This window comes from Acidovorax sp. GW823-FHT01C06, assembly GCF_058798375.1.
This window is the reverse complement of the sequence record NZ_JBXAKN010000001.1, coordinates 828,449-851,236: the sequence shown is the minus strand read 5'-3', so window position 1 is coordinate 851,236 and position 22,788 is coordinate 828,449. Positions and strand designations below refer to the sequence as shown.

Genomic DNA, 22,788 nt, shown 5'->3' with positions numbered 1-22,788 from the left:
GACCTGGGCTGACGCAAACGGAAACGTTGCAGATACAACACAAACCAGCCGCCAACCCCCTGCCCTCGGGCCGCCCCGCCGGGGTCAGACCAGGCTCTGCTCCAGCCCCTGCAGAAAGATGTCCTTGGGCAGGTCGATGCCAATGAAGACCATCTTACTGGTGCGCGGCTCGCCTTCGGCCCACTGGGGGCCCAGGTCGCTGCCCATGAGCTGGTGCACGCCCTGGAAGATCACCTTGCGCTCGGTGCCCCTCATGTTCAGGACGCCCTTGTAGCGCAGCATGCGCGGGCCATAAATGTTGACAATCGCCCCGAGAAAATCCTCCAGCTTGGCCGGATCGAACGGCCGCTCGGAGCGGAAGACGAAGCTTTTCACGTCGTCATCGTGGTGATGGTGATGGCCGTGCCCGTGGTCGTGCTGGTGCGAGGGGTGGCTGCAGTGCTCGCCATGCTCGTGGTCATGGTCGTGGTGGTCATGGCCGTCGCCCTCTTCCTTGAGGAACTCGGGGTCGATGTCCAGCTTGGCATTGAGGTTGAAGCCCCGCAGGTCCAGCACTTCCGACAGCGGCACCTCGCCGAAATGCACGGCCTTGATGGGCGCGCGCGGGTTCATGTGCTTCAGGCGATGGATCAGCGCGTCGGTTTCCTCGGCGCTGACCAGATCGGTCTTGGACAAAAAGATCTGGTCGGCAAAGCCCACCTGGCGGCGCGCTTCCTGGCGGTCGTTGAGCTGCTGGGGCGCGTGCTTGGCGTCCACCAGCGTGATGATGGAATCGATGAGGTAGGTCTCGGCGATCTCCTCGTCCATGAAGAAGGTCTGCGCGACGGGGCCGGGGTCGGCCACGCCGGTGGTCTCGATGACGATGCGGTCGAACTCCAGCAGGTTCTTGCGCTTCTTGGCGGCCAGCAGCTGCAGCGTCTCGCGCAGGTCTTCGCGGATGGTGCAGCAGATGCAGCCGTTGCTCATCTGCACGATCTGCTCCTTGGACTCGGTCACGAGGATGTCGTTGTCGATGTTCTCTTCGCCGAATTCGTTCTCGATCACGGCGATCTTCTGGCCGTGGGCTTCGGAGAGCAGGCGCTTGAGCAAGGTGGTCTTGCCCGAGCCCAGGAAGCCGGTGAGGATGGTGACGGGGATCAATGCCATGTTTCTTGTCCTTCAAGGGATGAACCCATGCGCGGCACCCGGCACTGCGGGCCGGGTGTGCGTGGCGCAAGGGGTTGTTTTCAGTGTACCGACGCTGTCAAGCCCTTGCCGCGCTCAGCCCTTGCGCATCACCACCAGCCCCTTGAGGTACTCGCCTTCGGGGAATTCCAGGGTCATCGGGTGGTCGGGCGCGCCGCCCAGGCGCTCCAGGATGAAGCCGTCCACGCCGGCATCCGCGCCGGCCGACGCCACGATCTTGTGGAACAGGTCGGCGCTGATGCCGCCCGAGCACGAGAAGGTGAACAGCACGCCGCCCGGCGTGAGCAGCTGCAGCGCCAGGCGGTTGATGTCCTTGTACGCGCGTGCAGCGCGCTCGGCGTGGGCCGCCGTGGGCGCGAACTTCGGCGGGTCGAGCACGATGGCGTCGAAGCGCCGGCCTTCCTTGAGGAACTGGCGCAGCGAGGCGTTCACGTCCGCGTCCAGGAAGCTCGCGTGGTTCAAGTCGAACCCGTTGAGCGCCACATGGGCGCGGGCGCGCTCCAGGGCGGGGCCGGAGGAGTCGATGGACGTCACATGCCCGTCCGCCGATGCGCCGCTGGCGCGCATGCCGGCCAGCGCGGCCACGCTGAAGCCGCCGGTGTAGCAAAAGCAGTTGAGCACGTCCTTGAAGCCCAGGCGCTGCGCGTAGTCGGCAAAACGCTTGCGGCTGTCGCGCTGGTCCAGGTAGAAGCCGGTCTTGTGGCCTTCGGCGATGTTCAGCGTCAGGTTCCACTGGTGTTCGTGGATGGTGAGCTCGAGCGGCGGGCCTTCGCCGGCGCCCGGCGCGCCCGTGGGGCCGCCGCGCAGCCAGCCGGTGGCGGGCTCGAGGCCTTCGAGCGCGCGCACGCTGGCGTCCGAGCGTTCATAGAGCTTGACCAGACCCGTCTCGCGCAGCAGGGCATCGGCGATCACGTCCTTCCAGCGCTCGGTCCCGGCGCTGGTGAACTGCGCGACCAGGGTGTCGCCGTAGCGGTCCACGATGAGGCCCGGCAGGCCGTCGGACTCGCCGTGCACCAGGCGCACACCGTCGCTTTGTACATCAAAACGGGCTCTGGCGATGATGGATCGTGCGCAAGCAGCTATGAAAAAAGGAGCATCGATGCGCTGCGCCTCATCAAAGCTCCACACCCGCGCGCGGATGCGCGAGCTGGGGCTGAACGCCGCCCAGGCCAGGAACTGGCCCTCGTGCGATTCCACGCGCACGGTCTCGCCGCTGTCGCCGCCGCCCTTGGCGATGGCCGATTCAAAGATCCAGGGGTGGCGGCGCAAGAGCGAGCGCTCTTTGCCAGGGCGAAGGCGAAGGGTTTTCATGATGGGGCGATTGTCGCGTGAATGCGCCCCGCCGCCGGCCAGTGCTGCAGGGCGCTGGCCGTGCCGCCCCGCACTCGCTGACGGCCTGCCCGCGTCAGAGCGGGTGGCCGATGCGCCCGATGCGCGGCGCCCAGTTCTCCAGGATGTCGGCCGACACCAGCACGCGCCGCGCCTGGCCGATGAGCAGGTGGCGCGGGACGAAACCGATGTAGCGGGAGTCCGCGCTGTTGTCGCGGTTGTCGCCCAGCACCAGGTATTCGCCCTCGGGCACCGTCACCGGGCCGAAGCTGCGGTGCGCGGTCACACCCTGCAGCCATTGCACGCGCCGCTCGTGGCCCTGCAGGTGCTCCGTCCAGCGGGTGGCGGGCACCTGCGCGCCCAGCTCGGCCAGGTGTTCGGTCACCGCCTCGGGCGCGTCGTAGCGTGCGGCCTCGCCGTTGAGGTACAGCACCTCGTCGCGCATCTCCACCGTGTCGCCCGGCAGCGCCGCGATGCGCTTGATCAGCCGCGTGCCATCGCGCGGCGACGAGAACGTGACCACATCGCCCCGCGCGGGCTCGCCCAGGCGCGCCAGCACCACATCGGTGAGCGGCAGCTTCAGGTCATAGGCCAGCCGGTTGACGAACACCACGTCCCCTTCGAGCAGCGTGGGCCGCATGGACCCCGAAGGAATCGGATTCCAGTCCGCCACCGCCGTGCGAAAGATGCCGAAGCACAGCAGCAGCACGAGGAACCCACGGTTCGATTTGATCCATTTCAGCAGCATGGCGAGACACTCCAAGGCGCCCTACAGCAAGCACCCCTTGCTCGGATGCACGGCGTCACATCTTGGTTCCGTGGCACCGGCCCACGAGACCGGCCGCAGCCCACCGGCATGCCCGATCAGCGCCAGGAGCCGCCCACACGCCACCAACGCCCGCAGCGCGCACCGCCCCCACCAGTGCACCCGTGGAACCGGCTGTGCCGGGCCACCGGGCGCGTCCCCCTCCGGGGGAAGGCGCGCAGCGCCTCAGGGGGGCTTCTTTCTCGCCCGAGGATGCGCCGCGTCATACACCTTGGCCAGGTGCTGGAAATCAAGCCGCGTGTAGACCTGCGTGGTGGTGATGTTGGCGTGGCCCAGCAGCTCCTGCACCGCGCGCAGGTCGCCGCTGCTTTGCAGCAGGTGGCTGGCGAACGAGTGGCGCAGCATGTGCGGGTGCACCGGCGTGGTCAGGCCCGCCTGCTGGCTGCGCTGGCGCAGGCGCAGCCAGATCGACTGCGCCGTGAGCCGCTTGCCGCGCTGGCCGACGAACAGTGCGGTGTCAAGCCGCGCTGATCCTTCACCGCCGAAGGGCGTGGCCCGCAGTAGCAACCAAGCCTGCAGCGCCGCCGTGGCCGCGCGCCCCACGGGCACGCTGCGGCGCTTGCTGCCCTTGCCGAACACATGGGCCTCGCCGGCCTGCAGGTCCACCCAGCCCCGGCCCAGGCGCTGGGTGTCGGCGTTGGGGATGGCGTCGAGCCCCGCGAGTTCGCCCACGCGCAGGCCGCAGCCATACAGCAGCTCCACCATGGCCGCATCGCGCGCCTCCAGCCAGGGGTCGGCGCCGGTGTTGTCGAATTCGGCCAGCCGCACGGCGTCGTCCACACCCAGCGCCTTGGGCAGGGGCTTGGGCGCCTTGGGGGCGCGCACGTCCTGCACCGGGTTGTGCGGGATCAGCCCCTGCCGCCCCGCCCAGATGAAGAACCCGCGCCAGCCCGAGAGGATGAGCGCAATCCCCCGCCCGCTGCGCCCGCCGCTGTGCATCTGCGCCACAAAACGGCGGATGTGCGCGGTCTGCAGCTGCAGCAGGGGCACGCTGACCCCCGCCGCAAACTGCGCGAGCTTTTCAAGGTCCAGGGTGTAGAGCGTGAGCGTGCGCGCCGCCAGCCGCTTTTCGACGCGCACATGCTCCAGGTAACGCAGGACGTGCGGGTCCGGGGGAATCTGTGTGGCCAGCATGTCGGACACGGGGCATTACCCAGGCAACTGGCGCGCCCCAAGGCCAGCGCCACCGTGGAACCGGCTTTGCCGGGCCGGGGGTGGCGCCCCCCCGCAGGGGGGAAGCGGCGCAGCCGCACAGGGGGGCATCACTTCAGCCGCAGCAGGGCGGCACTGGCGAGTTCTGCCATGCGCGACAGAAATTCCGTGCCCATCGTGGCATCAAACCGCTGGGGGTCTTGCGAGCCCAGCACCAGCAGGCCGAACGCGGGCGTGGCGCTGTCGATGGCGCCTTCGCGCAGTGGCAGCAGGGCCAGCGACTGGGCCGGCTCACCCGCCTCGTTGGCCAGCCAGGCGGCGGGCTCAAAACCCAGGTTGGGGCCGCAGAACGGCATGGTGAGCGATGAGGCAAACGCGCGGGCGTCATCACTGGCGCCCTGGGTGAAGTCGGCGTCGATGTACGGCGCGGCCACCTCCCACATACGCACCGCAGCCTGGGGCACGTCGAACAGGGTGCGCACGCCATCGACCACCGCCTGCGGCAGGTCGAACGGGTCGCGCACCTGCAGCAGCGCGCTCGTCCACTGGTGCACCTTGTGGGCGATGGCGGCGTTTTCGGTGCTGTTGCGCACCATTTCCATGATGCGCTGCTCCAGGCCCTTGATCTTCTCGCGCAGCATCTCGGCCTGGCGCTCCTGCAGGCTCACGGCGCGCGCGCCGTGGGGGCTGGTGATCTGCACGCTGGCCAGCACCTCGGCATGGCGTTCGAAGAAGCCCGGCGTGTTGGTGAGGAACTGGGCGATGTCGTCTTCGGTGATCGGGGGGATGTGGGACGTCATAGGAGGGTGTCAGGAATGTCGATCCGGCCTTCGAACACCGTGGTGGCGGGGCCGGTCATGAAAACGGAATCGGCCTCCTGGCCGCTCCAGGCGATGGTGAGGCGGCCGCCGCGCGTGTCCACATGCACCTCGTTGTCGAGCAGGCCCAGGCGGATGCCGGCCGCCACGGCCGCGCAGGCCCCCGAGCCGCAGGCCAGGGTTTCGCCCACGCCGCGCTCGAACACGCGCAGCCGCACATGGGCGCGGTCCACGATCTGCAAAAAGCCTGCATTCACGCGCTGCGGAAAACGCGCATGGCGCTCGACCAGGGGGCCCGCTTCCAGCACCGGGGCGGTGTCCACGTTGTCCACCAGCTGCACGGCGTGCGGGTTGCCCATGGAGACAACCGCTACCAAAACAGTAGCTGTCAGCGCTTTACCATCCAGCGCCAGCGGCCATTTTTGTCCTGAACCTTGTGCCACGGCGGTCAAACCACTGGCATCAAACGGCACCCGGGCGGGCTCGAACTGCGGTCGGCCCATGTCCACGGTGACGCGGCCATCGGGGGTGAGGCGGGGGGCGATCACGCCGCTTTTGGTCTGCACCCGCAGGGTGTCCTTGCCCGACAGGCCCTTGTCGTGCACAAAGCGCGCGAAGCAGCGGGCGCCGTTGCCACACTGCTCCACCTCGCCGCCATCGGCGTTGTGAATCACGTATTCGAAGTCGATACCGTCCGCTGGCGAAGGCCGCACCGTGAGGATCTGGTCGGCCCCCACACCGAAGTGGCGGTCGGCGAGGAAACGGTATTGGGCGGCGCCGAGCCCCAGGCGGCCCCGGGTTTCGTCGAGCACCACGAAATCGTTGCCCGCGCCCTGCATTTTGGTAAAGGGAATCTGCATGGCCGGATTATCGTCGGTGGGCCGGCGTGCGCGGCACCCCGCCCGGGGCAACTTGTGACAGAACCCCCACCCCGCCAATGAACCCCGGCCTGCACCGGTTTTTCCGCCGGTTTAGGCTGTGCCGTGTGGCGGCCCGCCCGCGCGCCGGCCGCCGCCTCCCCAACCCCCCCATTCGCCAACGAGGACCCGCATGCCCGATCTCGCCAGTTTTCCCATTACCCGCAAATGGCCCGCCCGGCACCCGGAGCGCATCCAGCTGTACTCGCTGCCCACGCCCAACGGCGTGAAGGTGTCGATCGCGCTGGAAGAGCTGGGCCTGCCCTACGAACCGCACCTGGTGAGCTTCGAGACCAGCGACCAGACCTCGCCCGAGTTCCTGTCGCTCAATCCCAACAACAAGATCCCGGCCATCCTGGACCCGAACGGGCCCGACGGAAAGCCCCTGGCGCTGTTCGAATCCGGCGCCATCCTGGTGTACCTGGCGAGCAAGACCGGCCAGCTGATCCCGCAGGACACGGCCGGGCGTTACGAGGCCCTGCAGTGGGTGATGTGGCAGATGGGCGGCGTGGGCCCGATGTTCGGCCAGCTCGGTTTCTTCCACAAGTTCGCGGGCAAGGACTACGAGGACAAGCGCCCGCGCGACCGCTATGTGGCGGAGTCCAGGCGCCTGCTCAAGGTGCTGGACGAGCGCCTGAAGGGCCGCCAGTGGGTGATGGGCGAGCAGTACACCATCGCCGACATCGCCATCCTGCCCTGGGTGCGCAACCTCGTGGGCTTCTACGGCGCGGGCGATCTGGTGGAGTTCGATCAGTTCAAGGAAATAAAGCGCGTGCTGGAAGCCTTCGTGGCGCGCCCGGCCGTGGCCAGGGGGCTGAACATCCCGGCGCGCGGCTGAGCAGGCCCTGGCTGCAGGGGCCGTGGCACCGGTCAGCCCATGCGCTCCTGCAGAAAATCCAGGAAACACGCGATGCGCGCGGCCAGCTGCGTGTTGCGGTAGTACACGGCGCTCACGGGCTGGCGCACGTCCGCCGTGTCCCTGGCCAGCACCTGCACCAGATCGCCGCGCGCGCGGTCGGCGGCGGTCATGAAATCCGACAGGCACACGATGCCCGCGCCCTGCAGCGCGAGCTGGCGCAGCGTCTCGCCGCTGGACGCGGCGATCTCCGGCACGGTGGGCCACTCGTCACCATGCGCGCCGCGCAGGGGCCAGCGGTTGAGCGATTCCGGCTGCGTGAAGCCCAGCAGGGTGTGCCGCGCCAGGTCTTCCACCGCCCGCGGCCGCCCCCGGGCGGCCAGGTAGGCCGGGCTGGCCAGCACGCGGATGCGGCTGGTGCACAGCGGGCGCGCGTGCAGGGTCGAGTCGCGCAGGTGGCCGATGCGGATGGCCACGTCGGTGCGGCGCTCGAGCAGGTCGATGTTCAGCTCGTCCGTGTCCAGCTCCAGCGTGATCTGCGGGTAGGCCGCGCGGAACGCCGGCACCAGCGGCACCACCGCGTGCAGCATGAAGGGCGTGGCCGCGTTCACGCGCAGGCGGCCCGCGGGCTGCTGGCGGCGCGCGGCCATGTGCTCCTCGGCATCGTCGATGGACGCCAGGATGGCGCGCGTGCGCAGCAGGAAGGCCTGCCCCTCCTCGGTCAGCGCGGCGCGGCGCGTGGTGCGGCGCAGCAGCGTGGTATCGAGCTTCTTCTCCAGCCGTGCCAGCGCCCGGCTGATGCCCGAGACGGTCTGCCCCAGCTGGTCGGCCGCCGCCGTGATGGAGCCGCCGTCCACCACGGCCACAAAGGCCTGCAGTTCTTCGAGCGTGGTTTTCATGGGCCTCCATTGTTGACTTCGGATCAAGTATCTATGGAGCGTAACGGTATTTTTCTGCAAGACTGAAGCGCCCACACTCCTTCCCATGTCCACAGGAGTGTTTCCATGCCCATTGCCTTGCTCGCGCTGACGCTCAGCGCTTTCGCCATCGGCACGACCGAGTTCGTGATCGTTGGCCTGCTGCCCACCGTGGCGGCCGACCTGTCCATCAGCATCCCCTCGGCGGGCCTGCTGGTCAGCCTGTACGCCCTGGGCGTCGCCGTGGGCGCGCCCGTGCTCACCGCCCTCACCGGCCGCGTGCCGCGCAAGGCGCTGCTGCTGTCGCTGATGGCGCTGTTCACCGCCGGCAACCTGCTGGCCTGGCAGGCGCCCAGCTACGAAACGCTGGTGGCCGCGCGCATCCTCACCGGGCTGGCGCACGGCGTGTTCTTCTCGATCGGCTCGACCATCGCCACCGGCCTGGTGCCGCGCGAGAAAGCCGCCAGTGCGATCGCCATCATGTTCACCGGCCTCACCGTGGCGCTGGTCACGGGCGTGCCGCTGGGCACGTTCATCGGCCAGCATTTCGGCTGGCGCGAGACCTTCCTGGCCGTGTCGGCACTGGGCGTGGTGGCCTTCATCGGCAGCGCGATCTTCGTGCCGCGCAACATCGCCCACACCCCGCCCGCCTCGCTGGTGCAGCAGGCCAGGGTGCTGGCCGAGCCGCGCCTGCTGCTGGTGTACGCCAAGACGGCCATCGGCTACGGCGGCACGTTCATCCCGTTCACCTTCCTCGCCCCCATCCTCACCGACATCGCGGGCTTCAGCGCCGGTGCCGTGGGCTGGGTGATGCTGGTGTACGGCGTCTCGGTGGCGGTGGGCAACATCTGGGGGGGCCGCCTGGCCGACCGGCTGGGGCCCATCCCCGCGCTGCGCATCATCTTCGCGCTGCTGGCCGCCGTGCTGCTGCTGCTGCAGTTCACCGCGCCCCACCCCTGGCTGGCCCTGGCCACCGTGCTGCTGTGGGGCGCCGTGGCGTTCGGCAACGTGCCCGGGCTGCAGGTGTATGTGGTCAAGCAGGCCGAGCGTTTCACGCCCCAGGCGGTGGACGTGGCCTCGGGCCTGAACATCGCGGCGTTCAACCTGGGCATCGCCGGCGCCGCCTGGGCCGGGGGCCTGATCGTGACGCACCTGGGCCTGATGCACACGCCCTGGATCGGCGCCCTGGTGGTGCTGGTGTCCCTGGCGCTCACGCACTACAGCGGCGTGCTGGACCGGCGCAGCGGCATCCCGGTGCGCGGCAGCGGGCCGGTGCCCGTGGGGCACTGAGCAGCCCACGCCCCCTCAACCCTTTCTGTCCCACCCCTTTTCTTGCTTCGTTTCAGGAATCGCCATGACTTCTTCCCCTTCCCTTCCCGCCTTCGGCCTGGGCACCTTCCGCCTCCAGGGCCAGGTCGTCATCGACTCGGTGCGCAACGCGCTCGACCTGGGCTACCGCGCCATCGACACGGCGCAGATCTACGGCAACGAGGCCGAGGTCGGCCAGGCCATCGCGGACAGCGGCGTGCCGCGCGGCGAGCTCTTCATCACCACGAAGGTCTGGACCGAGCACCTGGCGGGCGACCGGCTCGTCCAGAGCCTGAAGGACAGCCTGGCCAGGCTGCGCACCGACCAGGTGGACCTCACGCTGATCCACTGGCCCTCGCCCGGCGGCGCCGTGCCCGTGGCCGAGTTCATGGGCGCGCTGGCCGAGGCCCAGGCCCGGGGCCTCACGCGCCTGATCGGCGTGTCGAACTTCAATACCGCCCTGCTGCGCGAAGCCATCGCGGCCGTCGGCGCCGACCGCATCGCCACGCACCAGATCGAGCTGCACCCCTACCTGCAGAACCGCGCCGTGGCGGACTTCGCGCGCAGCCAGGGCATCCACACCACCTCGTACATGACGCTGGCCTACGGCAAGGTGCTGGGCGACCCGGTGCTGGCGGACATCGCGCGGGCCCACGGCGCCACCATCGCGCAGGTGGCGCTGGCCTGGGCCATGCAGCTGGGGTATGCCGTGATTCCCTCGTCCACCCGGCGCGACAACCTGGCGAGCAACCTGAAAGCCCGGCCGCTGCGGCTGACCGGCGAGGACATGGCACGCATCGCCGCGCTGGACCGCGGCGAACGGCTGGTGAACCCCGAAGGCCTGGCGCCCGCCTGGGACTGAACCGCCCCGCCCGTGCGGGGCGCGCCGCGCGCCTCGATAATGGCCCGATGCCCCGCACCACCCAACAACTGCACCCCCACCGCGAACCTGTTGCCACCCGCCCGGCCGCCACCGTGCTGCTGCTGCGCGATGCGCAGGGCGAACCGGGCGGACTGGAAGTCCTCATGACCCGGCGCTCGGCCACGGCCAGCTTCGCGCCCGGGGCCTACGTGTTCCCGGGCGGGGGCATCGACGCGCTGGACGCGCAGGTGCACGCCGCCGCCGACCGCCGCCCCACGCAGAGCGACCAGCACCTCACGCAGGCCATCGCCGCGATCCGCGAAAGCTTCGAGGAGCTGGGCATCCTGCTGGCCCGCCATGCCGATGGGCGCATGGCCGACGCACGGGACATCGCCGCCATCGACCGCCAACAGCCGCTGGCCGCCCAGTGCGGCGCGCGCGGCCTGCGCCTGGCGGCCGACAGCGTGTACCTGCTGGCCCACTGGACGGCCGACCGCGACCTGCCGCGCCGTTTCGACGTGCCGTTCCTCGTGGCCCGCATGCCCGAGGGCCAGGAGCCCGTGGCCGACGAAACCGAGCAGTTCGAGCCCGTGTGGGTGCGCCCGGCCGATGCGCTGGCGCGGCACGCGGCGGGGCAGTTCTTCATGATCTTTCCCACCATCCGCACGCTGCAGCGGCTCGCCCTGTTCGCCAGCGCGCAGGCGGTTCTTGACGCCCTGGCCGATGAAAAGCCGCTGTGGGTGAGCTGCCCGCGCGCCGGCACGCTGGCGGGCCAGGAGGCGCGCTACATGGAAGGCGACGCCCCCTTTGGCGAGCTGGCCCTGGTGTGCCCCGACGGCCAGATCGTGCACGCGCTCGACTGGCAGACCGACCGGCCCGTGCCGCTGCTGCGCAACGTGCAGCGCCTGACCGCGCCCAACCCCGGCGTGATGACCGGGCCCGGCACCAACAGCTACCTGGTGGGCGACCCGGCCACCGGCTACATCGCCATCGACCCGGGCCCGGCCGACGCGGAGCACCTGGACAGGCTCTGGCGCGCCGCCGGCGGCGACATCCGCACGATCGTGTGCACCCACTCGCACCCCGACCACTCGCCCGGCGCCGCGCCGCTGCAGGCGATGTGCACCCGGGCCGGGCGCAGCGCCCCCCCCATCCTGGGCCTGCCATCGGCCCCCACGGCGCGCGCTGCCAGCGCATTCACGCCCGACCGCTTGCTACAAAACAATGAGCTGCTCACGCTGGAAGGACAAGCGCCAGAGGGCAAAATCACCCACACCCTGCAGGTGATCCACACCCCGGGCCACGCGGCCAACCACCTGTGCCTGCTGCTCGTGGAAGACGCCCTGCTGTTCAGCGGCGACCACATCCTCAACGGCAGCACCACCGTGGTGGACCCACCCGACGGCAACATGGCCGACTACCTCGACTCTCTGGACAAGCTCGATGCGGTCTGCGCCGCACATGGCGTGGAGTTCATCCTGCCCGCGCACGGCTATGTGCTGGGCGACGCGCGCGGCGCGATCGCCAGGCTCAAGGCCCACCGCCTGGCGCGCGAGGCCAAGGTGCTGGCCGCCATGCAGGCGCTGCCCCAGGGCAGCGTGGACGACTGGGTGCAGCATGCGTATGACGACGTGCCCCCGCGCATGTGGCCCGTGGCCCAGCGCTCGCTGCTGGCGCATGTAGAGCGAATAAGAATGCTCGCCCCCTGAGTCGCCTGCGGCGCCTTCCCCCATCCGGGGGGCGACGCCCTCGCTGCGGGGCGGCCTTGCTTGGCGTCCCTGGCGGAGAGAGCGCCCGCTGCACGCGCCACGAACAACAAGAGGCATGCCCACACAATCCATCCAACAAAGAAAGCCGCCCCCACCCATGAATGACAAAAACCCTGACCCCACCCACATCCGCCTGGCCAAACGCGTGGCCGAGCAACTGAACTGCTCGCGCAGCACGGCCGAGCAATTCATCGAAGGCGGCTTTGTGAGCGTGGACGGCCAGGTGGTGGAAGCCCCGGGCGCGCGCGTGCGCCCCGACCAGGCCGTGGCGGTGGCCAAGGACGCCAGCCTGCTGGAGCTGACCCCGGTGACCTTGCTGCTGCACAAGCCGGTGGGGTTTGAAGCGGGCCTGGGCCTGCCCGCCGGGCCAGCGGCGCACGCCAGCCGCAGCCAGGGCGCCACGGCCGCCAGCACGCTGCTGGGCGCTGCATCCCACCTGGCCGAGGACGCCTCGGGCATCCGCGTGCTGCTGCGCCATTTCAGGCAGCTCGAATGCTTCACGCCGCTGCCCACCGAGGCCAGCGGCCTGGTGGTCTACACCCAGGACAAGCGCATCGCGCGCAAGCTGGCGGAAGACATCGAGTCGCTGGAGCAGGAATGCATCGTCGAGGTGAAGGGCGATATCGCACCGAACGGGCTGCAGCGCCTGTGCCACGGCCTGTCGTTCAACGGCCGCCCGCTGCCGCCCATCAAGGTGAGCTGGCAAAGCGAGACGAAACTGCGCTTTGCGCTCAAGGGCATCCGCCCCGGCCAGATCCCGGCCATGTGCGACGCCGTGGGCCTGGCCGTGGTCGCCTTGAAGCGCATCCGCATCGGCCGCGTGCCGCTGGCCAAGGTGCCCGAGGGGCAGTGGCGCTATCTGCAGCCCTGGGAGAAGTTCTGACTCCCCCTGAGTCGCCTTTGGCGCCATCCCCCTGAGGGGGGCACCCGGTGGCCTGGCAAAGCCAGTTCCACGGGTGCGCTGACAGAGGTGCGCCAGTTGCCGGCGGCGGGGCGGGGCGGGCCGAACCATCGCCAGAACGATTGCTACCAAAAACATAGCTATCAGCGCTTGATGGAAAGGCGCCAGAGGCCCATCTGGCTCGAGATTTTTTCCACAGACCGCTGCTACACTGCGCCACAAACAGGAGGGAGTCCATGAGCCAAGTTCCATCAGACAGAGACGGCGCCGCCGGGCCGATGTCCACGTTCATGCCGCAGAACATCGACGCGCACCCGCTCGAATTCACCGGCAGCGGCGGCGAGTATTTCCGGGTGTGGATCGTCAACGTGCTGCTGTCCATCGTCACGCTGGGCATCTACACCCCCTGGGCCCGGCGCCGCACCGCGCAGTACTTCTACAGCCACACGCTGGTGGCGGGCAGCCCCCTCGAATTCACCGCGCAGCAGCGCAAGATGGTGATGGGCTTCGTGCTGCTGGTGCTGCTCACGCTGGCCTACAACATCGCCGCCAATACCGGACAGGACGCGGCCGTGGGCGTGTTCCTGCTGACCGGCGCCGTGCTCTCGCCCCTGGTCTGGGGCAGCGCCATGCGCTTTCGTCTCGGGGCCACGCGCTGGCGCGGCCTGCGCCTGCAGTTCACCGCCAGCTGGAAAGAGGTCTACATCGCCAGCTGGCCCATGTTCGCGCTGGCGCTGGTGTGGTTCGGCGTGTTCTTCGGCATGCAGGTGCTGTCGCCCGGACTGGCCGAGGCGCTCCAGGCCGCCGAGGAAGAAACCACCAAGCGGTCCCTGCCCGCCTTCACCCCCGCCATGGGCGGCCTGCTGCTGCTGGGCCTGGTGCTGACGGTGCTGTGCTTCATCCGCCTCGAATACAACTACAAGAGCCTGCTGGTGCTCAAGGCCCAGGTGGGCGCAGAAAAAGGCCGCTGGAAGCCGGTGTACATGGATTTCGTGAAGGTGTGGCTGGCCACGGTGGCCGTGTTCATCCTGTGCGTGGTCGGCATCTCGGCGCTGATCGGCATCCTGGCGGGCAGCTCCATCGCGCTGGTGGCCAGCCAGAGCGACCGCATGGGCCTGTGGCTGTTCGTGGTGATCATCGTGTCCATCGTGGCGGGCATCTTCATGCTGATCCTGGCCTCGGCCCCCGCCCGCGCGTACCGCGAGGCGCGCATGTTCCAGCTGATGTGGAACAACACCGGCGTGAGCCACGTGGCACGGTTCAAGTGTCACCTGAAGAGCGGGCGCTACGTGTGGCTGCGCATCAAGAACATGCTGCTCACCCTGCTCACGCTGGGGCTGTACCGTCCGTTTGCGCGGGTGAGCGAATACCGCATGAAATGCGAATCCGTCACCCTGCATGTCAAGGGCGGCGTGGAACAGGTGGCGGGCGCCATGGTGCGCCAGCAGCAAGGCGGCCTGGGCGATGCGCTGGCCGATGCGGCGGGCCTGGACCTGATTGGATAGCGGGTAGAGGGCATCCCCCTGAGGCGCTTCGCGCCCCGGTGCGTCCGCCAGGGCGGCCGCTCGCCCGTGCCGCCGCCAGTTTCACCGGCCCCGGGCCACCTACAACGTGATGGATGACTGACATGAACGACCCCCTTCACGCTGCATCCCTCGTGCCTGGCCGCTGGTTCGACGGCCAGAGCAGCAGAGCCCGCCCCGTGATGGTGGGCCTGCGCCCCACGCCGCGGGGCCCGTCGCTGGTGCTGCACCCGCTCTCGCAGCCAGGCGCCGCGCCGGCCGTGTTCGCCTGCAAGGATGTGGGCTGGCCGGAGGCCTGGAACGAGCGCAAGCCCCAGCCCCGCGTGGTCGTGGACCTGCGGGACCACGGCAGCCTGGAGATCGATGCCGTGAACGACTGGCGCGCCGCCCTGGCCGCCGCTGGCGAACGCCCGGGCCTGGCCCAGCGCATGCAGACCCGCTGGCCCGTGCTGCTGGGCGTGGTGGCGGTGGCGGCCATCGGCCTCACGCTGTTCTACCGCTACGGCACCCCCTGGGCCGCCACGCAGCTCACGCGCTTTGTGCCCCTGTCCTGGGAAACCAGCGTGGCCGAGAACGTGCTGCGCCAGATGGACAGCGGCACGCTCAAGCCCAGCAAGCTCCCCAGGGAGCGGCAGGAGCAGCTCAAGGCGCGCTTTGACGCCCTGGTGCAGCACACACCCCCCGGCCTGCGGCGCTACCCCGGCTACCAGCCTCCCTTGAGCCTGGAATTCCGCTCGGGCATGGGCGCCAACGCCTTTGCGCTGCCGGGCGGCAAGGTGGTGATGACCGACGGCATCGTGAAGGCGGCCGCCGACAAGGGACTGGACGACAACGCGCTGGTGGGCGTGCTGGCGCACGAAATCGGCCATGTGGTGCAGCGGCACACCACGCGCATGGTGGTGCAGCAGGGCGTGCTCAGCATGGGCCTGGGGCTGGCGCTGGGCGATGTGTCCGGCATTGTCTCCACCGGTGCCTCGGTGCTCACGGGGCTGGCCTACAGCCGCAACCATGAGCGCGAAGCCGACTGCTACGCCATCGCGGTGATGGGCCAGGCAGCCCTGCCCACGGCGCCCATGGGCCAGCTGCTGCTGGCCATCGCGAAGGATGAAGCAGAAGAGGAAGAAGACAACAAGAAGAAGGAGAAAGCAGGCCAGGACCAGGCGGCCACAGCGGCCGAACCCGGCGCCAGCAGCCCGGAGCGCTCGCGCAAGCGCAAGATGGCGGAAGACATGGCGTCGCACCCGGTCTGGTCGCTGCTCAGCAGCCACCCCGACACCGTGGAGCGGGCCACGGAGCTGGAAAAGGGGCATGCACCCCACTGCGCGAAAGGCTGAGCGCGCCGTGGCGTGCTCCGCGCCGGGCACGACCGGCACATCAGCGCCTACACCAGGCTGAGGCTGGGGGAAATAAAGTGTGAAGCGCGCCGATAAGCCGGATTCTGTGCACCACGGTTGCCCGCAGTGTGACCGCCATTAATCTGGGCCGGGTGTCGCCACCACGGCTCGGTGCTACCTACCCGCCAGCTCTGCGGAACCACATCAACGCTGGCCTACTTGGTATTGCTGCGCGTAGAGATTGCCCGTTTCACCCCGAGCGGGCTTGCCCGCTCGGGGTGGCTGTTCGGACCCGGCTTGCGCCGGGTTCGGACAGCTCTCGCTGTCCTCTCGCCAGCTTGCGCTGGCGCCTCACAGAACACTCCGTGGCAGGTAGTTTCCACCCGGACTCGTCTCTGTTGCTCTGATCCTCACCTCACGGTGGGCAGCCGTTAGCTGCTACGCTGTCCTGTGCAGTCCGGACGTTCCTCCAGTGCCTGGTTTCCCAGATTGCACCAGCGGCGGTCTGGCGCGCTTCACGGGGTGGATTATCCTAGAAACGGCAGTTGAATGCGCCCGTCAGTGCCGTGATCGGTGCGTCAGGCAAGGCGAGACGACGCTGCAGGCTCTTGCCTGCAAGGAGGAGCAACGCCGCATGGCACGCCGAGCGCGGTGCTGGCGGGTGTATAGCGTGCCCATCCAACCAGTGAACGCCATCGAAGCAGCACATACCTGACTTCAGATGGCAAGTTGAAGGAAACCAAGCGGTCAACTGCCGTTTCTAGGATTACTGCCCAGAGGCACTCGCGCGATCCCAGTCGAGGCCAAAACGCGCCAGGTACTTGCGCAGCCGGTCCGCATCGTTGACCACCGTGCGCTGCGTGCGCGAGGCCTGGAACAGCTGGCGCCCCGCGTCCGACAGGGTGCGGGCCTGGCGGCACACCTGCAGCACGGCCGCCAGTTGCAGCTGGTCGAACAGGTCCAGGGCGTGCACCGCTTCTTCGCCCAGCAGGTCCGCCAGATCGCCGCGGCCCACCGCGCCGGGCATGGACGCCAGACCGCTGCGCGCATCGCTGGCGGGCTGCCACAGCCAGCGCAGGCGCGCGATCTCGGCATCGACCAGGGGCAGGCCGATGCGGCCGCTGTCGGCCAGCGTGGCCAGGCGCGTGACGCTGGCCGAGAGGTCGCGGAAGTTGCCGGTCCACAGCGCCTCGGGGGACTGGGCATAGCGCAGGTAGGCCGCGCGCGCCTCGTTGGAAAAGCGCACGCCGCGGCCCAGCTCGGCGCCTGCGCGGGCCAGCTGGTGGTCCACGTTGGGCTCGATGTCCTCGGGCCGCTGCGCCAGGCCCGGCAGCACATAGCTCCAGAGGTTGATGCGCGCATACAGGTCTTCGCGAAAACGCCCCGCCGCCACCTCGGTGCGCAGGTCGCGGTTGGTACCCGCGATGAGCTCGAAGTCGCTGGCCACCTCGCGGTCGCTGCCCAGGGGGTAGAAGCGCTTTTCCTCCACCGCCTTGAGCAGCATGGCCTGCTCATCGAGGCCCAGTTCGCCGATCTCGTCGAGGAACAGCACGCCCTTGTGCGCCGTGCGCAGCAGGCCCGCGCGGTCGGCCGCCGCACCGGTGAAGGCGCCTTTCTTGTGGCCGAACAGCGTGGACGCCGCGCCGTCGCCATGCAGCGTGGCGCAGTTCACTTCCACGAACTCGCCCTCCACCTGGTGGCGCGACTTCTTCAGCTCGAACATGCGCCGCGCCAGGTGCGACTTGCCCGCGCCCGTGGGCCCGGTGAACAGGATGGGCGCACGCGAGCGCACCGCCACGCGCTCCACCTCGTCGATCAGCGCGTTGAAGCGCGCGTTGCGCGTGGCGATGCCGCTCTTGAGGAACTGCACCGCATCCTGCTGCTCGGCGCCGAAGCGCTGGGCGATCCCGTCGTAGCGCGACAGGTCCAGGTCGATCAGCGTGTAGCTGCCCGGGTCGCCCATCTGCTGGCGTTTGGGCGGCGAGGTCTGCGCCAGCACGCCTGGAATGCGGCGCGATTCCACCAGCAGGAACAGGCAGATCTGCGCCACGTGGGTGCCGGTGGTGATGTGCGTCCAGTACTCCTCGCGCCCGGTGTCGAAGCGGTAGGCCTGCGCCCAGTCAAACAGCCTGGCATACACCTCGCCAAAGTCCCACGGGTCGGCAATGGGCAGGGGCGCCAGATTCACCGTGGTCTCGGGCGAGGCGATGGCCATGTCGGCGCGCACCTGCTGCGCCAGGTCCTGGTGCGGGGGCGTGTAGAGCAGCTCCAGCCGCTCGATCACCACGTCCTCATGCTGCACCAGCGACACCGTGGGGCGCCACTTTTCCCACCGCCCCGCGCCCCTGCCGGCGTCGAGCTGGGTGCCCAGGAAACCGATGACGACTTTGTTTTTGCGCATTCTATTTATCTATTCAACTAGCTTTCATTCTAGTTACTTCATGCGCCTCGGATAGACCCAAAAATCAATCAACGAGATTTCCCCTTACAAATCAATGACTTGAAAGAAATCGAACCACAAGCCACAGGCTGGCACGCATCTGGCAATAAAGAAGACATCCAGCGCAAGCGGTGACCGCTCACAGGCCGGGGTTAGGACACACGTTCGCCCCGCCGGTGCAGGGAATCCGGAGCCTCAGGGCTCTTGTCGATTCCCCGCATGCCGCACGCCGCAAACGCTGGGTAACGGCACGGCCGTGGTAGCCATCCCGCAAGGGATGCCTGGTTCGACTCCAGGCGTGCCTCCATTGGTAGCTCATTGGTAGAGCAACCCCGCAAGGGGTCTGTTGCAGGTTCGATTCCTGCCCAAGGCCGCAAGGCCAGCACTTGGAAGTACCGGTCGAAAGACCACCCGCCGAACGCGGGGAGTTGCCCCAGGGTGGCGTTTTTTTGGAACGCCACCGCAAGGCAAGGCCCCGTCAGCCGGTGGCGGTTTGTGCCAGCACCCGGCACGGCCCGCGCCCGCGGCCAGCCACGCTGCCGCCCTGCTTGCAGGGCAGCAGCCACGGCGCACTGCAAGGCCCGAGGTTGTGCCCCCTGGCACCCCGCCATCGCTGTAACGGCAACCTGATTGCAATGACAGCGAAGTAACGACAACGACAGAACAAGGAGAAGAAAAAAATGACGAAGTTGATCCAACGCACCACCGTGAAGAAGAACGAACGCGCCCTGCTGCTGCGCAACGGCAGCTTTGACCGCGTGCTCCACAGCGGCACGCACTGGCTGTTTGCCGGCATGGACCAGCTGCGCGTGGAGACCTTCGCCCTGGAGCAACCCGCCTTCACCCACGGCCTGGCCGACTACCTGATGGCGCAGGAACCCGCCGTGGTGGCGGCAGAGTTTGTGCAAGTGAACCTGTCGGAACAGCAAGTGGGCCTGCGCAGCGAAAACGGCGTGCTGGTCGAGGTGCTGCCGCCCGGCACGCGCCGCCTTTATTGGAAAGGCCTGGTGGAGGTGAGCGTGCAGGTGATCGACCTGCAAGCAGGCCCCGAGCTGCCCGCCGCCCTGGTGGCGCGCCTGACGCAAACGCAACTGCGCCAGCGCAGCGTGGCCGGATTGACCGGCGTGCTGCAGGTGCAGGTGCCCGAGGGCCAGTGCGCGCTGCTCACGGTGGACGGCAAGGTCGAACGCCTGCTGGCGGCCGGCGCCTACGCGTTCTGGAAGTACGGCCGCACCATCGCCGTGGAACTGGTGGACCTGCGCCTGCAGGCCGTGGAGGTCTCGGGCCAGGACATCATGACCCGCGACAAGGTGAGCCTGCGGCTGAACCTGTCTGCCACCTTTCGCACCACCGATGTGCTGCGCGCCTTTGCCCAGCTGCAAAAGCCCGCCGACTACCTGTACCGCGAGCTGCAGTTTGCGCTGCGCGCCGCCGTGGGCACCCGCACGCTCGATGAGCTGCTGGAGAGCAAGACGGTGATCGACGACGTGGTGACCGCGCACATGGCCGCCAAATTGCAGCCCTTCGGCATGCAGCTGGAGAGCGTGGGCGTGAAGGACATCGTGCTGCCCGGCGAGATGAAGGCCATCCTGACCCAGGTGGTGCAGGCCCAGAAGCAGGCCGAGGCCAACGTGATCCGCCGCCGCGAGGAAACGGCTGCCACGCGCTCGCTGCTCAACACGGCGAAGGTGATGGAGGACAACCCCGTCGCCCTGCGCATGAAAGAACTGGAGACGCTGGAGCGCGTGGCCGAGCGCATCGACAAGATCTCGGTGTTCGGAGGCCTCGACCAGGTGCTGAACGGCCTCGTGAAGATGCGCTGAGAAAAATGGAAAAAATGGAAAAGCAGGAACTGCCATGAAAAACAAGAAACTGACAGCGAGAGAAAAGCGCCTGCAGCGGGACACCGCATCCGCCACCTGCGCATCCGTCGGCCTGGACCCGGCGGTGTACAGCGCGGCCTTGCGCTACCTCTTCGACCGCCCCGTGCCCGACAAGAGCGGGCAGGAGTGGTATTGGCTGATCGACGAGCCGGAGTTCGACGCCACGCCACTGCAATGGACACACATCCAGACCGTGCTGTTCGCCAACGCGGGCACCGACCTGGCGCCCTACAGCGACGAGCAGGTGGGCATGGGCCTGAACCATGTGATGAGCAACAACGCGGGCGACATCCCGCACATGGCGAACGACCCCTCGGTGCCCTTGGCCGACGCGATGCGCATGATGCGGGCCCTGCCCACCTTGTGGCGCGACTGCCTCGGCCCGCGCCTGGACACCGGGCCGAGCCCCATCGGGAGCCGAAGCGACCGCCTCTACTTCGTGAGCTACATGTGGTTTGACGTGTGGCCCACGTTCTGGAACGCCAAGGACATCCCTGAATGGCGCGACGCGATGTGGCAGGTGTTCTGCGAGATGCTGGCGATGCCGTTCAGGGCCGCACAGGAGTCCGCATTGCACGGGATCGGCCACGAGGGCGTGCGCCTGAAGCGGCCCAAGGAACTGCAGGCGCACATGGACGCCTTCATCCGCCAGGTGAAGAACGACGACGAACTGAAGAACTATGCCCAGGCCGCCGCGCGCGGAATGGTGCAATGAACAACAAAATGCGAAAGAACAATATGACCAACAACAACTACGAACAATACGAAGTGCCGAACGGCGTGCCCGTGAAGATGTGGACGAACGGCGTGCCCGTGGAAGAAGAAGCCCGGAACCAGCTGCGCAACATCGCGCGCCTGCCCATCGTGTTCAAGCACGTGGCGGTGATGCCCGACGTGCACCTGGGAATCGGTGCCACCATCGGCTCGGTGGTGCCCACGCTCAAGGCCATCATTCCCGCCGCGGTGGGGGTGGACCTGGGGTGCGGAATGATGGCGTGCAAGACCACGCTGACCGCCAGCGACCTGCCCGACAACCTCTCTGGCGTGCGCGCCGCCATCGAGCGCGCCGTGCCGGTGGGGATGACGCCCAAACGCTTTGGCCGCGATGAAGGCAGCTGGGATACCCCGCCCGCCGAGACCGACCGCGCCTGGGCGGGGCTGGTGGACGAGTTCGAGGAAATCTGCGAAGCGCACCCGCGCATCAAGAACACGAACAACTACAAGCACCTGGGAACGCTGGGAACGGGCAACCACTTCATCGAGATCTGCCTGGACGAACACCAGTCCGTGTGGGTGATGCTGCACTCGGGCTCGCGCGGGGTGGGGAACGCCATCGGCACCCACTTTATCGAGCTGGCCAAGAAGGACGCCGAGATGAACCAGCGCAACCTGCCCGATAAAGACCTGGCGTACTTCGAGGAAGGCGCACAGTATTTCGGCGACTACGTGAAGGCCGTGGGGTGGGCCCAGAAGTTCGCCGCCGCCAACCGCGAAGTGATGATGGGCCGCGTGATCGCCGCGCTGCGCCAGGTGATCACCAAGCCGTTCGAGACGCACATTGAGGCGGTGAACTGCCACCACAACTACGTGCAGCGCGAGACGCACTTCGGGCAGGACGTGTTCGTGACCCGCAAGGGCGCGGTGAGTGCCGAGCACGGCAAGCTGGGGATCATCCCGGGAAGCATGGGGGCCAAGAGCTTCATCGTGCGCGGAAAAGGCCACCCCGAGAGCTTCAACAGCTGCAGCCACGGCGCGGGCCGCACCATGAGCCGCACCAAGGCCAAGAAGATGTTCACGATCGAAGACCAGATCAAGGCGACTGAAGGCGTGGAATGCCGAAAGGATGCGGATGTGATCGACGAGATTCCAATGGCCTACAAGAACATTGACGCGGTGATGGCGGCGCAGGAAGACCTGGTGGAGGTGGTGTACACGCTCAAGCAGGTCGTGTGTGTGAAGGGGTGAAAAGCATGAACGTCTACAAAGAGCAGGTGGAAACACTCCAGAACCTGATGATTTCACGAGCAACCGGCAACGACGAAAACGACGCCGACTATGTGAGGCTCAGACAGGTCGTGTTGTCCGAGACGCGATTTGACTCACTGGTTCCAAGCTTCGTGAGAACCTGCCGAAGCCTGCCCCAGTTTTGGCAATTTGTAAAAGGCAAATACGCCAAATATGCCGAGCGAAGAGACTACATATGGGGCGAGTTTCGCCCCCTTTTGGAGAGGATTGAATCAGATCAGGACTATCCCGCCGATTCATTGGTCTCTGGAGCCGTCGAAAAAATGAACTCAGCGTACGCCCAAGCGATATGGTCGAAGGCACTTGATCGGAGGGCGGCCGATCCAGAGGGTGCTATCACACTGGCTCGAACACTTCTTGAGTCGGTATGTAAGCAAATTCTTGACGAGTGCAACGTTACGCATGACGACAACCCAGACATGAACAAGCTGTATCGGCTCACAGCAGAGGAGCTGCGAATAGCGCCATCCCAACACACCGAACAAGTTTTCAAACAAATCTTGGGGGGGTGCACGGCAGTCGTTGAGGGCCTAGCAGCGCTTCGGAATCGCTTGGGCGATGCCCACGGAAAGGGGAAAGTAGGCATTCGACCTGCAGCGAGGCACGCAGAACTGGCAGTCAATCTCTCAGGCGCGCTAGCTATCTATTTACTTGCTACGTATGAAGCCCGCAAGGATGTGCCGACTTAACGTGATCGGCTTCAAACGATCCTTGATGGAAAAACAAAAAACTATCTCACGAAG

The 22,788-nt window shown here is 67.6% G+C and carries 19 protein-coding genes, 1 tRNA gene and 1 other RNA gene; 12 read left to right on the top strand and 9 right to left on the bottom strand.

The genetic code is table 11. The annotated features are described in order from the left end of the window. Positions 1-84: 84 nt before the first annotated feature. The 6 genes from AC1RCS_RS03860 to dapF form a co-directional block, all read right to left on the bottom strand. Positions 85-1,146, bottom strand: coding sequence for a CobW family GTP-binding protein (locus AC1RCS_RS03860; protein ID WP_218340444.1), 1,062 nt, complete (start codon positions 1,144-1,146; stop codon positions 85-87). 114 nt (positions 1,147-1,260) lie between these two features. Continuing rightward, on the bottom strand, positions 1,261-2,496 hold the full coding sequence (locus AC1RCS_RS03855) for a class I SAM-dependent rRNA methyltransferase (RefSeq protein WP_218340445.1): 1,236 nt from the start codon (positions 2,494-2,496) through the stop codon (positions 1,261-1,263). Positions 2,497-2,590: 94 nt separating this feature from the next. Next, entirely contained in the window at positions 2,591-3,262 is a 672-nt protein-coding gene (gene lepB, locus AC1RCS_RS03850) for a signal peptidase I (RefSeq protein ID WP_492244351.1), read from the bottom strand. A gap of 243 nt (positions 3,263-3,505) precedes the next feature. After that, on the bottom strand, positions 3,506-4,474 hold the full coding sequence (locus AC1RCS_RS03845) for a tyrosine recombinase XerC (RefSeq protein ID WP_492244350.1): 969 nt from the start codon (positions 4,472-4,474) through the stop codon (positions 3,506-3,508). Positions 4,475-4,602: 128 nt separating this feature from the next. Further along, on the bottom strand, positions 4,603-5,292 hold the full coding sequence (locus AC1RCS_RS03840; RefSeq protein WP_492244349.1) for a DUF484 family protein: 690 nt from the start codon (positions 5,290-5,292) through the stop codon (positions 4,603-4,605). Beyond that, the gene (dapF, locus tag AC1RCS_RS03835) at positions 5,289-6,170 is read right to left on the bottom strand and encodes a diaminopimelate epimerase (RefSeq protein WP_492244348.1); all 882 of its coding nucleotides are present in this window, start codon (positions 6,168-6,170) and stop codon (positions 5,289-5,291) included. The genes AC1RCS_RS03840 and dapF overlap by 4 nt, the downstream gene beginning before the upstream one ends. 190 nt (positions 6,171-6,360) lie before the next feature. On the opposite strand from dapF, the gene AC1RCS_RS03830 reads away from it, so the two are divergent. Beyond that, a complete protein-coding gene (locus tag AC1RCS_RS03830; RefSeq protein ID WP_492244347.1) occupies positions 6,361-7,065 on the top strand; it encodes a glutathione S-transferase N-terminal domain-containing protein in 705 nt (234 codons plus the stop codon). A gap of 32 nt (positions 7,066-7,097) precedes the next feature. On the opposite strand, the gene AC1RCS_RS03825 is transcribed toward AC1RCS_RS03830, so the two are convergent. Then, positions 7,098-7,982 carry a LysR family transcriptional regulator gene (locus AC1RCS_RS03825; protein ID WP_218293278.1) on the bottom strand — a complete coding sequence of 295 codons (885 nt, stop codon included), beginning with the start codon at positions 7,980-7,982 and terminating at the stop codon, positions 7,098-7,100. A gap of 105 nt (positions 7,983-8,087) precedes the next feature. Between AC1RCS_RS03825 and AC1RCS_RS03820 the strand changes: the two genes are divergently transcribed. From AC1RCS_RS03820 to AC1RCS_RS03795, 6 genes are all read left to right on the top strand, one after another. After that, positions 8,088-9,290 carry an MFS transporter gene (locus AC1RCS_RS03820; RefSeq protein ID WP_218293277.1) on the top strand — a complete coding sequence of 401 codons (1,203 nt, stop codon included), beginning with the start codon at positions 8,088-8,090 and terminating at the stop codon, positions 9,288-9,290. A 64-nt stretch (positions 9,291-9,354) separates the two neighbouring features. Beyond that, positions 9,355-10,170, top strand: coding sequence for a 2,5-didehydrogluconate reductase DkgB (gene dkgB, locus AC1RCS_RS03815; protein ID WP_492244346.1), 816 nt, complete (start codon positions 9,355-9,357; stop codon positions 10,168-10,170). Between the two features lie 47 nt (positions 10,171-10,217). Further along, positions 10,218-11,879 carry an MBL fold metallo-hydrolase gene (locus AC1RCS_RS03810; protein ID WP_492244345.1) on the top strand — a complete coding sequence of 554 codons (1,662 nt, stop codon included), beginning with the start codon at positions 10,218-10,220 and terminating at the stop codon, positions 11,877-11,879. Positions 11,880-12,036: 157 nt separating this feature from the next. Further along, positions 12,037-12,822 carry an rRNA pseudouridine synthase gene (locus AC1RCS_RS03805; RefSeq protein ID WP_218293274.1) on the top strand — a complete coding sequence of 262 codons (786 nt, stop codon included), beginning with the start codon at positions 12,037-12,039 and terminating at the stop codon, positions 12,820-12,822. Between the two features lie 254 nt (positions 12,823-13,076). Then, entirely contained in the window at positions 13,077-14,345 is a 1,269-nt protein-coding gene (locus AC1RCS_RS03800; RefSeq protein WP_492244344.1) for a YjgN family protein, read from the top strand. A gap of 122 nt (positions 14,346-14,467) precedes the next feature. Then, positions 14,468-15,697 (top strand): M48 family metallopeptidase, encoded by a 1,230-nt coding sequence (locus tag AC1RCS_RS03795; RefSeq protein WP_218340451.1) that lies wholly within the window; start codon positions 14,468-14,470, stop codon positions 15,695-15,697. Between the two features lie 77 nt (positions 15,698-15,774). Here the strand turns inward: AC1RCS_RS03795 and rnpB are convergent. Continuing rightward, positions 15,775-16,214, bottom strand: an RNA gene (rnpB, locus tag AC1RCS_RS03790) — RNase P RNA component class A. Between the two features lie 249 nt (positions 16,215-16,463). Further along, complete coding sequence (gene rtcR, locus AC1RCS_RS03785) at positions 16,464-18,098, bottom strand: RNA repair transcriptional activator RtcR (RefSeq protein ID WP_492244343.1); 1,635 nt, start codon at positions 18,096-18,098, stop codon at positions 16,464-16,466. A 339-nt stretch (positions 18,099-18,437) separates the two neighbouring features. Between rtcR and AC1RCS_RS03780 the strand changes: the two genes are divergently transcribed. From AC1RCS_RS03780 to AC1RCS_RS03760, 5 genes are all read left to right on the top strand, one after another. Next, a tRNA-OTHER gene (locus AC1RCS_RS03780) sits at positions 18,438-18,510 on the top strand. Positions 18,511-18,817: 307 nt separating this feature from the next. Next, positions 18,818-19,960 (top strand): slipin family protein, encoded by a 1,143-nt coding sequence (locus AC1RCS_RS03775; RefSeq protein WP_369641411.1) that lies wholly within the window; start codon positions 18,818-18,820, stop codon positions 19,958-19,960. Positions 19,961-19,994: 34 nt separating this feature from the next. Next, positions 19,995-20,735 (top strand): hypothetical protein, encoded by a 741-nt coding sequence (locus tag AC1RCS_RS03770; RefSeq protein ID WP_492244342.1) that lies wholly within the window; start codon positions 19,995-19,997, stop codon positions 20,733-20,735. A gap of 8 nt (positions 20,736-20,743) precedes the next feature. Then, the gene (locus AC1RCS_RS03765; protein WP_492244341.1) at positions 20,744-21,985 is read left to right on the top strand and encodes an RtcB family protein; all 1,242 of its coding nucleotides are present in this window, start codon (positions 20,744-20,746) and stop codon (positions 21,983-21,985) included. Between the two features lie 5 nt (positions 21,986-21,990). Next, positions 21,991-22,734 carry an abortive infection family protein gene (locus tag AC1RCS_RS03760; RefSeq protein ID WP_492244340.1) on the top strand — a complete coding sequence of 248 codons (744 nt, stop codon included), beginning with the start codon at positions 21,991-21,993 and terminating at the stop codon, positions 22,732-22,734. Positions 22,735-22,788 lie beyond the last annotated feature (54 nt).

Bases quoted from the DNA above. Each gene is read 5' to 3' on its own strand.
- AC1RCS_RS03860 (WP_218340444.1), bottom strand. From the start codon at position 1,146: ATGGCATTGATCCCCGTCACCATCCTCACCGGCTTCCTGGGCTCGGGC.
- AC1RCS_RS03855 (WP_218340445.1), bottom strand. From the start codon at position 2,496: ATGAAAACCCTTCGCCTTCGCCCTGGCAAAGAGCGCTCGCTCTTGCGC.
- lepB (WP_492244351.1), bottom strand. From the start codon at position 3,262: ATGCTGCTGAAATGGATCAAATCGAACCGTGGGTTCCTCGTGCTGCTG.
- AC1RCS_RS03845 (WP_492244350.1), bottom strand. From the start codon at position 4,474: ATGCTGGCCACACAGATTCCCCCGGACCCGCACGTCCTGCGTTACCTG.
- AC1RCS_RS03840 (WP_492244349.1), bottom strand. From the start codon at position 5,292: ATGACGTCCCACATCCCCCCGATCACCGAAGACGACATCGCCCAGTTC.
- dapF (WP_492244348.1), bottom strand. From the start codon at position 6,170: ATGCAGATTCCCTTTACCAAAATGCAGGGCGCGGGCAACGATTTCGTG.
- AC1RCS_RS03830 (WP_492244347.1), top strand. From the start codon at position 6,361: ATGCCCGATCTCGCCAGTTTTCCCATTACCCGCAAATGGCCCGCCCGG.
- AC1RCS_RS03825 (WP_218293278.1), bottom strand. From the start codon at position 7,982: ATGAAAACCACGCTCGAAGAACTGCAGGCCTTTGTGGCCGTGGTGGAC.
- AC1RCS_RS03820 (WP_218293277.1), top strand. From the start codon at position 8,088: ATGCCCATTGCCTTGCTCGCGCTGACGCTCAGCGCTTTCGCCATCGGC.
- dkgB (WP_492244346.1), top strand. From the start codon at position 9,355: ATGACTTCTTCCCCTTCCCTTCCCGCCTTCGGCCTGGGCACCTTCCGC.
- AC1RCS_RS03810 (WP_492244345.1), top strand. From the start codon at position 10,218: ATGCCCCGCACCACCCAACAACTGCACCCCCACCGCGAACCTGTTGCC.
- AC1RCS_RS03805 (WP_218293274.1), top strand. From the start codon at position 12,037: ATGAATGACAAAAACCCTGACCCCACCCACATCCGCCTGGCCAAACGC.
- AC1RCS_RS03800 (WP_492244344.1), top strand. From the start codon at position 13,077: ATGAGCCAAGTTCCATCAGACAGAGACGGCGCCGCCGGGCCGATGTCC.
- AC1RCS_RS03795 (WP_218340451.1), top strand. From the start codon at position 14,468: ATGAACGACCCCCTTCACGCTGCATCCCTCGTGCCTGGCCGCTGGTTC.
- rtcR (WP_492244343.1), bottom strand. From the start codon at position 18,098: ATGCGCAAAAACAAAGTCGTCATCGGTTTCCTGGGCACCCAGCTCGAC.
- AC1RCS_RS03775 (WP_369641411.1), top strand. From the start codon at position 18,818: ATGACGAAGTTGATCCAACGCACCACCGTGAAGAAGAACGAACGCGCC.
- AC1RCS_RS03770 (WP_492244342.1), top strand. From the start codon at position 19,995: ATGAAAAACAAGAAACTGACAGCGAGAGAAAAGCGCCTGCAGCGGGAC.
- AC1RCS_RS03765 (WP_492244341.1), top strand. From the start codon at position 20,744: ATGCGAAAGAACAATATGACCAACAACAACTACGAACAATACGAAGTG.
- AC1RCS_RS03760 (WP_492244340.1), top strand. From the start codon at position 21,991: ATGAACGTCTACAAAGAGCAGGTGGAAACACTCCAGAACCTGATGATT.